Here is an 11,803-nt window from a genome sequence, read left to right on the forward strand (position 1 = left end):
ATCGGCACGACCTTAAACGGGCGCAGAGGACAGGTAAGACTGGTTCGCCAGCACAGTCCGGTGAAGCGTCAAGAATCACCGCACCTTTAGGTCGGTGAGTATGTCAAATACCCTGATCATCCAGGATAAAGTTACATACCTACGTACAGGTAATTATTTCGGAGAATCTTCGGTTTTACTGTAGCGATCGCTCACAATCTTACTTAAAGTACATGGCTTTAAGATGATGCTTCAATCTAACCTATGACTCTCAGCATCTATAACCCTAGAGAGAATAGGTTAAATCTAATAATAATGATAAACTTTTTCAATAAATTGCATAGTTTTATGACTCTAAGCACTAGCTATACTACCCAAGAGTGCTTGTTGAGTAAGGCTTTAGCTTTGACTTTACAAACTCAATTATAAAACTTGACTATTCTAGAAGGTTAAGAGAGACTAACTAATGACAGATGTGTTGACTTATTAAAATAATAACTTTTGTAAATTTTCTGAGATATTTATATTGAGAGATGGAACATTAGTTAAAAAATGGCATTTTTGTATCTAAGTAACAATGTTCCTAGGGCAGGCTTCTTAGCATTGCGCTAAGGTATTCAGTCCAAGCTTACTATCGTGGTTGGCCAAAAGCATGGAGACATTAGAATTCATAATTTATCCAGACGGTCGGGTACAAGAAAAAGTCACTGGCATTGTGGGAGCTTCTTGTGCTGAGGTTACAGCGGCAATTGAAGCACAGCTGGGGCAAGTACTTAGTCAAGAGCCAACTTCCGAATTTTTCGCTAATCAGGTACAACAATCTGGTGTGGCGAATACGCAAGCTAATTACAGCGAATGGTAAGTTTTCCGTCCAACAGTTTATTGTCGTCGATTTACAACCACCATGTCACACTTTAGCCAAATTAAGACTCAAATCCGTAACATTGATTCCTTAAAAGATGCACTAACTGATTTAGGCATCGACTGGAAACCCGGCCCCCGTGAGGTACGTGGCTATCGCGGTCAAACTCATCCTGCGGAAGTAACCATTGAGCAGGAAAATGGCTATGACATCGGCTTTAGATGGAATGGCAAAGAATATGAGTTAGTAGCTGACTTACAATACTGGCAACAAAACTTGTCTGTAGACGGTTTCTTGCGTCAAGTATCACAGCGTTATGCTTTCCAAACAGTTGTGAAAGAAACTGCAATGGCTGGCTTTCAAGTTACTGAACAGCAAAAAAATGCAGACGGTTCTATTCGCTTAGTAGTACAACGCTGGAGTGCGTAATGGCTGACTTTCTGCCTTCGCCGGATGAACAGGATGATAACCGTTCCGGTTTGGAACCAGAATTAGGCGGTTTTTTGCGGGATGACCCAGAACGTTCTGGTTTGGAACCGGAGTTAGGTGGAGTGTTGCGGCAAAAGGGTGTTTATGTTGACGAAATCACCTGTATTGGTTGTAAACACTGCGCCCATGTTGCGCGAAATACTTTTTACATTGAACCAGATTACGGGCGATCGCGCGTAATTCGTCAAGATGGGGACGCGGAAGAAGTTATCCAAGAAGCAATTGATACTTGTCCGGTTGATTGCATCCATTGGGTAGACTACACAGAACTGAGAAACTTAGAAGATGAGCGCAAATATCAAGTAATTCCTGTTGTAGGCTATCCGGTAGAATTGGCAGTTGCTACTTCTGAAAAACGGCGGAAAAAGCAAAAACTCAAAAAATCCCGTTATTAAAATAAACAAATTAAATAAATTTATTACAGGACTGGTTCAGCCAGTCCTTTTATTTTTAATTTTTTTAGAGACTTAGTATTACTACATTTCTATCATCATCAAAATAATTGATAATTTCAAATGTTATAGCATTTCACGCAAAATATGATACTTACTGCTTGCAGACCGTAAAAGACGTAAAATTTCGCGTCTCTACTGCCAAATTTTGTGCAAATTAAGTACAAATCCAGGTAAAATATTTTCGCCAGAAAGAGTTTCAGGTAATTTTATAACTTCCACTTCTTGTCCTGGGCGATAAATTGCTACTTCTTGTTGTTTTCGATTAATTAACCAACCCAAACGACAACCATTTGCCATGTATTCATCCATCTTATCTTGAACTTTTCTCCAAGAGTCGGATGGTGACATTATTTCAATAACAAAATCTGGACACAGAGGAATAAATTTTTCTCTTTGTTCTTTAGTCAAACCCTCCCAACGAGATTTTTCCACCCATGACACATCAGGAGAACGATCAGCACCATTTGGTAAAGTAAATCCAGTGGATGAATCAAACACTTCACCTGCTTGACTATTTTCATTCCATAATGCTACTTGCATAATCAAATTAACATTACTTCTGCCTGTTTCCCCTCCTGTCGGTGGCATTATAATTAATTCTCCCTGGGCATTACGTTCTAATTTTAAGTCGGGGTTTTCTGCACACAATTGGTAAAACTGCTCTCTCGTTAGTTTAATTACAGAATTAAGATTTAGTTGCAGTGCAGTCATAGGAGTATAAGTATTCCCGTTTTTTTGTTGACTAGGTTCAATACCTGTATAAATTCTGTATTAATCAAAAATAAAAGTAGATTAATTATTATTAACTGACAATATACAGTTACCCTCATAAATTTTAGCAATCATTACATCAGAAAAGGAGAAAATCTGTTGCTAGATTTCCTCCTTTTATTTAGCTAAAAAATGATTAAACTAAACCAGATTTTAACTTACTCTGCAATTTTGCTAGTGCTTTTGGTAATGTATTTATCGGCTAGGGATGGGTTTAGTCTACCACTACCGCAGATTTTAGCGATCGCAACACAAATCACTTATAACTAATAGCTCACCAAAATTATTTCACTAACTCAACAAGTAACTATTCGTCCTTGTTATTTTTGTTCTTGTGACTTTGACGACCTGCTTCAGCGTGTTGCTCTCTGCTACCGCCTTGAGTTCCCTTTGATTCAGTATCTTTATTATCATTATCATCATTTTCGCTGGCTTTTTTACGGCCGCCACCGTGAGAATTTTTCCCCCCTTCACGACCAATTTCAGCCATATGTTCTCTATCTTTGCTGACAGCTTCGCCACCTTTACGTCCAGCTTCACGAGCTTCTTCAGAGGTAAACTCATGGGCTGTACCTTTTTCATGAGCAGCGTGTCCGCCTTTGCTAGCGATTTCACGTTGCTTGTCTTCGTCCATAGAGGCAAAACCGCGTTTACTGGTATCTGACATAATATCGCTCCTGGTTATAAACTATAGTTTTTGACTGGAGAAGTCAGTAAAAACTTTTAGTTGATTCACGTTATCAATTTAGCTAGTGATATCAGGTGCTTTCATTAGCCATAGGAGAGAATCACATCAGAAAAAATCACCACTTCCGATATATAACCTAAGTTATTAGTAAAGAAATATTGAGAACATAGAGTTAGTTATCAACCTTAAATTCTAAAAATTAATTATTGCTGGCTATAGCTCTTGTTTGAGGATATATTAGAGCATCCATCTCTATATCTGTAAAATATGGCAATGTTACGGCATAGCCCCAATCAGCTAACTCTAACTTTTAGACCTTGGTATATGTGGATAGTGGGGGGAATTAGCTGTTTAGTTTGGCTACCTTACATCTTGAACTTCTTTCCATTTCAAATCACTAGTAACAAATTAGTTTGTCAGCGGCCACTTCCCAGCCAAACAAACTGTCAGTTAACGAAAGAAAACATTTTATATTTCCCAACTAAAACGATTACTATCAAAGAATTACAAGGAGCTAAAGTTGTTCGACAGCAGAGGGGTGATTATCATAGTCAATTACAACAGATAATTTTGCTGACTGAACAAGGAGAAATAGAATTATCATCTGTCACAACTTTTCATCCTGATGTCACTATTACTGAGCTTAATGGAATTACAAGTAATATAAATGATTTTGTGAAAAATTCTCAAACAGCTTCTTTAAAAGTTGATAGGGATAATATTGGAGTGTTTAGGGTTTTTCTGTTAGTAATTAGCATTAATATTGTTTGGCTAGGATTTTGTAGCGAAGTCGTTACTTGTATTTTTGATAAAACTAGTGGTTTACTTATCAAAAAACGCCAGTGGTTTTTGATTAAGAGAACTGTAAAATATCCACTACAAGATATTATTGATGTCCAAGTTCAAGAAAGATGGAATCGTAGCGTTAAATGCTATCGAATTAGTTTGTTACGAGCTTCTGGCAAAGATATACATTTAACTGGTTACTATACTAACTATTTAAAAAAAAGAAAACAGATAGATGCCACTGCTGATGCTATAATCAGCTTTTTAAATCGTCGAAAAGTGTAATTCAGAAATTATCGTATGCCTTGTTTAGTGATTTATGAGCGATCGCTTCATTGCAAACATAAAATTGGTAATTTTGCTTAATAATTTAAAAAACGTTACAAACCTCAATTCTTTGACTAGACATAGCAGCTAATTAATCAGTACCATAGATAACTCAATGACTAGGCAACTTCCACTTTATATATCTTTACAAATTAGATAGCGATGTTATGAGTTATTGAGGTAAATACGCTGCTGTAATGTCGCTAATTTCTAAGGAAACAGAGAAATTCCGCAAATTAGAATTTTGAAAAGTGCCTATTACATTGTTTAAAGTTATGTAGCCTTTTACTTACGGCGGATAAGCCACTGCGGTAAACTATGCCTTGATTATGATTCTTTCGCAGAGAAGAGAACTCGAAAGGAGCCTTTTTTCAATGTCTCATACCGTAAAAATCTACGATACCTGTATTGGCTGCACTCAATGTGTTCGCGCTTGCCCCACTGACGTGCTAGAGATGGTACCCTGGGACGGCTGTAAAGCTGCTCAAATTGCCTCCTCACCCCGCACAGAAGACTGCGTGGGCTGCAAACGTTGTGAAACTGCTTGCCCCACCGATTTCTTGAGCATCCGGGTTTACCTGGGGGCTGAAACAACTCGCAGTATGGGTCTAGCATATTGAGGCATTTGCTCTCAATGTCTGCTCAGACTCACGATTGAGTTTCTCCATAGCAAGCTTTTTTAGCATAGTAGGGTGGGTACTGCCCACCTTACCAGGAGAGTTTTAAGTCTAGAACTTCAAAAAACCTAAAAATACCTTAGTGGCAGAAGGAGCAACTAGCTCCTTTTTTTCTGCGTCATCAGCCAAAGAATTACCTATTTAGGGCTTACGCACAAAGATTATCTGTGGAGGCTGAGTTAATGGGTTTTGGATACATACACCCCTACACCCTCTGACTTTTCACGTTATGTGAAAAAGTCAGATTGCCCACGCCTAAAACTTGTGACAAAACCTCACATTTGTGGTAACAACTATACTGGATTTAATAATCTTCAAACCAAAATGGTGTGATCAATGTGTGGAATCGTCGGGTACATCGGCACTCAAGCAGCAACAGAAATTTTACTGTCTGGTTTAGAAAAACTAGAGTATAGAGGCTACGATTCTGCGGGAATCGCTACAATTTGGGAAGGTAAACTCGATTGTGTGAAAGCTAAAGGAAAACTGCATAACCTACGTTCTAAGCTAGAACAAGTGGAAACACCCGCATCAATTGGTATTGGACATACTCGCTGGGCGACTCACGGTAAACCAGAGGAACACAACGCTCATCCTCATCTAGATACAACCAAGCGAATAGCAGTCATTCAAAATGGCATTGTGGAAAACTACCGCGAGTTACGCGAAGAACTCAAGCAAAAAGGTTGTGAGTTTGTTTCCGAAACCGATACAGAAGTTATTCCCCATCTCATAGCTGAATTTCTGAAAAATCCACCATCTCCACCGTTACCTTTTTCGCCTTCTCCTTTATTAGAAGCAGTTCGCCAAGCAGTTAACCATTTAACGGGCGCATTTGCGTTAGCAATTATTTCGGCTGACTCTCCAGATGAATTAATTGTGGTGCGTCAACAAGCACCTTTAGTAATTGGATTTGGCCAAGGTGAATTTTTCTGTGCCTCTGATACCCCGGCGATCGTTGCTTACACCCGTGCCGTGTTACCGTTGGATAACGGCGAAATTGCTAGACTGACACCATTAGGTGTGGAAATTTACAATTTTGCTGGCGAAAGGTTGAAAAAACAACCTAGAATGCTTAATTTGAGTCCCACAATGGTAGAAAAGCAGGGATTCAAACACTTCATGCTCAAAGAAATCTATGAGCAGCCAGGAGTAGTAAGAGCTAATTTAGAAGCATATTTTCATAATTACAGTGATGCGTCTGTGTCGCCTATTAACCTCGGCTTGTCTGAGTCACTCTACGCAGATTTAGAACAAATTCACATTGTCGCCTGTGGTACGAGTTGGCACGCCGCCTTAGTTGGCAAACATTTGTTAGAACAATTAGCCCAAATTCCCACTCAGGTACACTACGCTTCTGAGTATCGTTATGCACCATCACCATTAACATCAAATACATTAATTATTGGTGTTACTCAGTCTGGCGAAACTGCTGATACTTTGGCAGCCTTAGCAATGGAAAAAGAACGTCGCCAAGGCCAAGAGGCGAAATATGAGGCGCGACTATTAGGGATTACTAATCGCCCAGAAAGTAGCCTTGGCCACATGGTTCCTAATATTATTAGTACCTTAGCAGGAATAGAAATTGGCGTAGCAGCAACAAAAACATTTATTGCCCAATTGATGGCGTTTTATGCTTTAGCTTTAGATTTAGCTGCCCGTCGTCAAACAATTTCCAAAGAAACTATAGAGCAAATTATTAACGGACTGCGACAAATTCCTCAAGAAATTGAAGAAACATTGGCAAGTCAAGAACGTTTAACAGAACATTTAGCCCACGAATTTGCAGAGACTCAAGATTTCATCTTTTTGGGTAGAGGAATTAACTTCCCCATTGCTTTAGAAGGGGCATTGAAATTAAAAGAAATTAGCTATATTCACGCCGAAGGTTATCCGGCTGGGGAAATGAAACACGGCCCCATTGCATTATTAGATGCGAAAGTTCCCGTGGTTGCGATCGCAGTTCCTGGTAGTGTGTATGAAAAGGTCATTTCCAACGCCCAAGAAGCCAAAGCCAGAGATTCTCGCTTAATTGGTGTAACACCTGTAAAAGACGGCGAAGCGGCGGAAATCTTTAACGACTTACTCCCCGTTTCATCAGTGGATGAATTACTTTCGCCCATCCTTACAGTAGTACCTCTACAACTATTGGCTTATCACATCGCCGCCCGTCGCGGTTTGGACGTTGACCAGCCAAGAAACTTAGCTAAGTCTGTAACGGTAGAATAAGTTATTGATAGAGGTAGTAGAGCTTTGTACAACAATAAAAAAGTCGTATAATAAATAAAAAAGTTATACAATATATAAAAAAGTTGTACAATTTATCCTGTAGGTGTATCTGCAAGCATCTACAGGAGTTTTTATGGCTAGAAGCAAACAAGATTGGACGCAAGCCAAGTTTGAGCGTGATTGTAAGGAAGGCCGAGGTCAGGGTAGTGGCAAAGACTATAAGCCGTGGATAAAGATTCAGGACTTTCCCTCAAAGGGTCGTGTCTCCAGACCACCAGGTTGGAAAACAAACCGAGAACATCATCTTTTTTCTGATAACGAGAAGCGACTGTTTTATGTATTTGAGTGGTCAGATGCGATCGTTGATATTAGAGAGCAGTTTCCTCTACTGGATCTGGACTTAGCAATTAGTATTGCAGATGAAATGGGTATTAACTATCCCAAAGACCCGCAAAGCAATACACCCTATGTTTTAACCACGGATTTTATGCTTTCTGTCAAGCAAGGTAAGAAGATAGTTCAGAAAGCACGAACATTTAAGCTAATAAAGGATTTGGGAAGTCATTCGGTAGCTGAAAAATTTGAGTTAGAAAAACGTTACTTTGCTGCCAAAGGTATTGATTGGGGAATAATCACGGAAAAAGAAGTCCCTAAACAATTAGCTGAGAATGTTGAATGGATTCATACTGCATATAAATTAGAAGAAAATGTAGATATAAATCTTGAATAATTACGTAACATCGCAAATATTTTAAAGTTCAGACTTCAGGAAAGTGATGCCAGTATCAATAAAATAACAACGGCTTTAGATAGGAATATGAATATAGAGTCTGGCACATCTCTTTATCTTTTTAGACACCTTATTGCTAGGAAAGAAATCATTATGGATATGCTGGTAACTAAAATATCTAGTTGTCCTTCTTCTAAAGAAATTCAAAAAATAATTTTTTAGAATATAGGACGAGGTACTTTGTATGATTCATGATTTGTTTGTAAATGACCTGATTGAATGGATTGATGAATCAGGTAATAACTTTATAGAACGAGTTCTCTGGATTGATGAAGGATATATTATTGCCTTTGTTTATGATATAAACGCTAAAACAGGATTTCCAGAGGCTAAAAAAGTTTCAGAGATTAGAGAAGCTATTTCTGATGGTCATGCCTTGAAGCTTAAATTAGACCCGTGGGCAAGAATAGTAAGAGATGAAGATTTATCACCGAAGGAAAAAGAACTTAGAGATAGGGCTTGGCAAATAATTTCATTTATCGTTACTCAAGAACCTTCGATATATTATCGGAACTATAGAGGTACTTTAGTTCAACAGGTTATCGAAAAATATAATGCAGGTAGAACTGAAAGTGAATTAGTACCAATAACTGTTTATAAATATTTAAGAAGATTTTGGCAGAGGGGTAAAAATAAGAATGCACTCTTGCCTGATTATGCAAATTCTGGTGGTAAAGGAAAGCCTAAAGCTTCTGGGGATAAGAAGAGAGGAAGACCTAGAAAATACGCCCAAGTTTCAGAAATTGGTATCGGCAGAAATGTTACAGAAGAAGACAAAAGATTATTTAGATTTGCAATTGCTAAATTCTATAATAATTCCAAAGAAAATTTTTTAACAACTGCTTATGATTTAATGATTAAGGAATATTACGCTGAAGATTTTTATTATGATAGTAATGGAGTCAAGAAAAGTATTTTAATTTCTCCAGATAAACGACCTACATTTACCCAATTTAAATACTGGTACGAAGTAGAACAAACTGATATTAGAAAAACTATTATATCTCGTAAGGGTTCGAGAAAATATGCCTTAGAAAATCGAGCCATTACCGGAACTTCTCAACTGGAAACTATTGGGCCAGGGTCTAGATATCAAATTGATGCTACGATTGCAGATGTATACTTAGTATCCCTTTACAACCGCAACTGGATTATTGGTAGACCTGTTATATATGTGATAATTGATGTTTTTAGTCGCATGATAACTGGGGTTTACGTCGGATTGGAAGGGCCATCTTGGACAGGAGCAATGATGGCTTTAGCCAATGCAACTACAGAGAAGGTAAAGTTTTGTCGGGAGTATGGTATAGAGATTTCTGAAGATGAGTGGCCATGCAAGCATATTCCTGATACCATTTTGGGCGACAGAGGTGAATTAGCAGGGATGAAAGTAGAAACATTAATCCCTAATTTAAATATTCGTATTGAAAATGCTGCTCCTTATCGAGCAGATTGGAAAGGATTAGTGGAAAGACAATTTCGCATTATTCATGGGTATGTCAAACCATTTGTTCCTGGTTATATAGATACTGACTTTAGACAGAGAGGAGGACATGATTATCGCCTTGATGGTAGGCTTAACATAGATGAATTTACTAAAATAGTTATATTTTTGATTCTCCAGCATAACAACCATGATTATCTAATTGATTATGCTAGAGATGAAATGATGATTACTGATGATATTAATCCTATACCTAGTGAATTATGGCAATGGGGAATTACCAATCGTTCTGGTAGACTGAGAACTTCTCCAGAAGATATTGTCAAGCTAAATTTAATGCCCACCGAAAAAGCAACAATTACTGCTCGTGGTATCAAATTTAAAGGCATGTACTACACTTGCGAGAAAGCAAGGAAGGAATTTTGGTTTGAAAAATCTAGAAGTAGTTTATTATCTAAGTCAGAGAAATCATTGAATGTATCATATGATATTCGGCAGCCAAACTTTATTTATTTACGTTCCCCAAACGGTAGAGAATTTGAAAAAGGTTGGCTTTTAGAATCGCAACAAAGATATTTAGGTAAAAACTTTTATGACATTGATTATTTATTAGCATATGAAAAGTTGCAAAATCAAAAAAATCAAGGTACTCGATTACAGGCAAAAGCTGATCTGATAGCAAATATAGAAAGTATAGTTGGTCAGGCTAAAGAAGAGACTGAGGCAGTTTTAGATGATACTATAAGTAATAGACAAAAAGTTAGTGGCATTCGACAGAATAGAGCAGACGAAAAAAATGCTCGACGTAAAAATGAAGCATTTGAATTAGCGAAAGAAGAAATTCCCAATACTGAGACTACTAAGAATAAACCCAACGCTCAATCTGAAAATTCAGAGGCTTCAAAACCATTACAGCCTGACCATATGGATTTACTCAAACGTAAAAGACAGGAGCGAAAACGTGGAAAGGAATGAGGAAGAAGTTGTTAATATTCCTAATGGAAAATCAGCAGTTATTGCAAAATACATAGATCAAAAACTTCCAGAATACAACATTAATCCATTGATTCAGGCATTACCTCCTATTCTCTCAGATGAAGAATTTTTAGATAAGGTCACAAGGCTACCAGTTTTTGATGAGCAAGAAAGGGAACTTGTAGCTCATTATAGATTTCATTGTATTGAGAGGCTGTCTAGATATTTTGAGCCTCAAAATCACACTCTTGAATTACAAAAAGTTATTTGTACGCTTATCATGACAGGCTATCTGTCAAGGAATCTTCTAAAACCTGAATATGCAAATCGCTTTAGACAAATTTATAATGCAATGGGAATGGAGGAGGTAAAAATTTAGAAAGCTACGTTAATCTTCCTACATCTGCTTCTGGCTTAACTCTAATTGGCCCATCAGGTATAGGAAAGACTACAAATTTTAAAAATATTCTTGAGCTTTATGACCAAGTAATTTTTCATCCTGATTATAGTGTTTACCAAATAGTTTGGCTGCGGGTAGATTGCCCTAAAACTCTAAAGGGTTTATGTATAGATACTTTTAAAGGGATCGATGGATTGCTGGGAACTAATTTATTAAAGAAATTTAACCCAGCACGCACATCTGAAGATTATCTATTGGCTCAACTTGCACAAACAGCACACACTCATCATCTAGGAGTTTTGGTGATTGATGAAATACAAAATTTAGCAACTGCAAAAAGAAATAGAGACGAAATATTAAATTTTTTAGTAAAGCTCGATAATACTATTGGAATTCCAGTTATTCGTGTAGGTACGAATGAAGCCATTAGTTTTCTTCAAGGTAATTTTAGAAATGCCAGAAGAAATACTGGAGAAGGAAGTAGAATGTGGAATAGAATGGTAAATAATGATGAATGGTGTTACTTCTTAGAAGGAATGTGGGAATACCAATGGACAAAAACACCTGTTCATTTCTCGGATGAAATAAAAGAAGTTTTTTACGACGAAAGCCAGGGCATTATTGATATTGCTATAAAACTTTATAAAATGGTTCAATGGAGAGCGATTTCAATAGGTGGTCAAGAAATTATTACTATTGAGCTAATTCGTCAAGTTGCTAAAGAAGGATTGTATTTAGTAAAGCCAATGCTAGATGCAATTAGGTCAGGGGACAGAGAGTGGATGGTTAAATATAAGGATATTGCTGATCTCGATACTACAGAATATAGGAATCATATTTGATTTCTGAAAAAGACTACGAGATAATACGGAGAAATAAAACTATCAAACAAGGAACAATGAGAAACCAGTATCAGCAAACTGCGATCGCA

14 protein-coding genes are annotated in these 11,803 nt (G+C 37.5%); 12 read left to right on the top strand and 2 right to left on the bottom strand.

Annotated elements, in window-relative coordinates:
- The first annotated feature begins 631 nt into the window (after positions 1-631).
- The 3 genes from H6G69_RS32975 to H6G69_RS32985 are packed head-to-tail and all read left to right on the top strand — an operon-like array spanning position 632 to position 1,725.
- Positions 632-841 (top strand): DUF2997 domain-containing protein, encoded by a 210-nt coding sequence (locus tag H6G69_RS32975; protein ID WP_190693909.1) that lies wholly within the window; start codon positions 632-634, stop codon positions 839-841.
- Between the two features lie 42 nt (positions 842-883).
- Positions 884-1,270, top strand: coding sequence for a DUF1257 domain-containing protein (locus H6G69_RS32980; protein ID WP_190693911.1), 387 nt, complete (start codon positions 884-886; stop codon positions 1,268-1,270).
- The gene (locus tag H6G69_RS32985) at positions 1,270-1,725 is read left to right on the top strand and encodes a ferredoxin (RefSeq protein ID WP_190693913.1); all 456 of its coding nucleotides are present in this window, start codon (positions 1,270-1,272) and stop codon (positions 1,723-1,725) included. Before H6G69_RS32980 ends, H6G69_RS32985 begins: the two co-directional genes overlap by 1 nt.
- A 192-nt stretch (positions 1,726-1,917) precedes the next feature.
- Here the strand turns inward: H6G69_RS32985 and H6G69_RS32990 are convergent, their stop codons facing one another.
- Positions 1,918-2,496: a Uma2 family endonuclease gene (locus H6G69_RS32990; protein ID WP_190693915.1), complete on the bottom strand. Its 579-nt coding sequence runs from the start codon at positions 2,494-2,496 to the stop codon at positions 1,918-1,920.
- Positions 2,497-2,688: 192 nt separating this feature from the next.
- Here H6G69_RS32990 and H6G69_RS32995 point away from each other — a divergent pair, with 192 nt between their 5' ends.
- On the top strand, positions 2,689-2,826 hold the full coding sequence (locus H6G69_RS32995; RefSeq protein ID WP_190693917.1) for a hypothetical protein: 138 nt from the start codon (positions 2,689-2,691) through the stop codon (positions 2,824-2,826).
- 37 nt (positions 2,827-2,863) lie between these two features.
- Here H6G69_RS32995 and H6G69_RS33000 read toward each other — a convergent pair whose 3' ends face one another.
- On the bottom strand, positions 2,864-3,223 hold the full coding sequence (locus tag H6G69_RS33000; protein ID WP_190693919.1) for a KGG domain-containing protein: 360 nt from the start codon (positions 3,221-3,223) through the stop codon (positions 2,864-2,866).
- A 393-nt stretch (positions 3,224-3,616) separates the two neighbouring features.
- On the opposite strand from H6G69_RS33000, the gene H6G69_RS33005 reads away from it, so the two are divergent.
- The 8 genes from H6G69_RS33005 (at position 3,617) to H6G69_RS34285 (ending at position 11,714) form a co-directional block, all read left to right on the top strand.
- Positions 3,617-4,315, top strand: coding sequence for a hypothetical protein (locus H6G69_RS33005; RefSeq protein WP_190693921.1), 699 nt, complete (start codon positions 3,617-3,619; stop codon positions 4,313-4,315).
- Positions 4,316-4,731: 416 nt separating this feature from the next.
- Positions 4,732-4,977, top strand: a complete 246-nt coding sequence (gene psaC / locus H6G69_RS33010; RefSeq protein ID WP_012411495.1) for a photosystem I iron-sulfur center protein PsaC — start codon at positions 4,732-4,734, stop codon at positions 4,975-4,977.
- A 393-nt stretch (positions 4,978-5,370) separates the two neighbouring features.
- Positions 5,371-7,263 carry a glutamine--fructose-6-phosphate transaminase (isomerizing) gene (gene glmS / locus H6G69_RS33015; RefSeq protein WP_190693923.1) on the top strand — a complete coding sequence of 631 codons (1,893 nt, stop codon included), beginning with the start codon at positions 5,371-5,373 and terminating at the stop codon, positions 7,261-7,263.
- A 133-nt stretch (positions 7,264-7,396) separates the two neighbouring features.
- On the top strand, positions 7,397-7,993 hold the full coding sequence (locus H6G69_RS33020) for a TnsA endonuclease N-terminal domain-containing protein (RefSeq protein ID WP_242072268.1): 597 nt from the start codon (positions 7,397-7,399) through the stop codon (positions 7,991-7,993).
- Positions 7,994-8,002: 9 nt separating this feature from the next.
- Entirely contained in the window at positions 8,003-8,215 is a 213-nt protein-coding gene (locus H6G69_RS34275; protein WP_313952675.1) for a TnsA endonuclease C-terminal domain-containing protein, read from the top strand.
- A gap of 22 nt (positions 8,216-8,237) precedes the next feature.
- The gene (locus H6G69_RS33025) at positions 8,238-10,472 is read left to right on the top strand and encodes a Mu transposase C-terminal domain-containing protein (protein WP_190693925.1); all 2,235 of its coding nucleotides are present in this window, start codon (positions 8,238-8,240) and stop codon (positions 10,470-10,472) included.
- The gene (locus H6G69_RS34280; RefSeq protein WP_242072269.1) at positions 10,459-10,851 is read left to right on the top strand and encodes a hypothetical protein; all 393 of its coding nucleotides are present in this window, start codon (positions 10,459-10,461) and stop codon (positions 10,849-10,851) included. Before H6G69_RS33025 ends, H6G69_RS34280 begins: the two co-directional genes overlap by 14 nt.
- A gap of 59 nt (positions 10,852-10,910) precedes the next feature.
- Complete coding sequence (locus H6G69_RS34285; protein WP_397327065.1) at positions 10,911-11,714, top strand: ATP-binding protein; 804 nt, start codon at positions 10,911-10,913, stop codon at positions 11,712-11,714.
- Positions 11,715-11,803: the final 89 nt, after the last annotated feature.

The sequence above is a fragment of the Nostoc sp. FACHB-110 genome (assembly GCF_014697425.1).
Taxonomy (GTDB): Bacteria; Cyanobacteriota; Cyanobacteriia; order Cyanobacteriales; family Nostocaceae; genus Nostoc_B.

Coding starts and splice junctions, on each gene's coding strand:
- H6G69_RS32980 (WP_190693911.1), top strand. CDS start 884: ATGTCACACTTTAGCCAAATTAAGACTCAAATCCGTAACATTGATTCC.
- H6G69_RS33000 (WP_190693919.1), bottom strand. CDS start 3,223: ATGTCAGATACCAGTAAACGCGGTTTTGCCTCTATGGACGAAGACAAG.
- glmS (WP_190693923.1), top strand. CDS start 5,371: ATGTGTGGAATCGTCGGGTACATCGGCACTCAAGCAGCAACAGAAATT.
- H6G69_RS32985 (WP_190693913.1), top strand. CDS start 1,270: ATGGCTGACTTTCTGCCTTCGCCGGATGAACAGGATGATAACCGTTCC.
- H6G69_RS32975 (WP_190693909.1), top strand. CDS start 632: ATGGAGACATTAGAATTCATAATTTATCCAGACGGTCGGGTACAAGAA.
- H6G69_RS32990 (WP_190693915.1), bottom strand. CDS start 2,496: ATGACTGCACTGCAACTAAATCTTAATTCTGTAATTAAACTAACGAGA.
- H6G69_RS32995 (WP_190693917.1), top strand. CDS start 2,689: ATGATTAAACTAAACCAGATTTTAACTTACTCTGCAATTTTGCTAGTG.
- H6G69_RS33020 (WP_242072268.1), top strand. CDS start 7,397: ATGGCTAGAAGCAAACAAGATTGGACGCAAGCCAAGTTTGAGCGTGAT.
- H6G69_RS33025 (WP_190693925.1), top strand. CDS start 8,238: ATGATTCATGATTTGTTTGTAAATGACCTGATTGAATGGATTGATGAA.
- psaC (WP_012411495.1), top strand. CDS start 4,732: ATGTCTCATACCGTAAAAATCTACGATACCTGTATTGGCTGCACTCAA.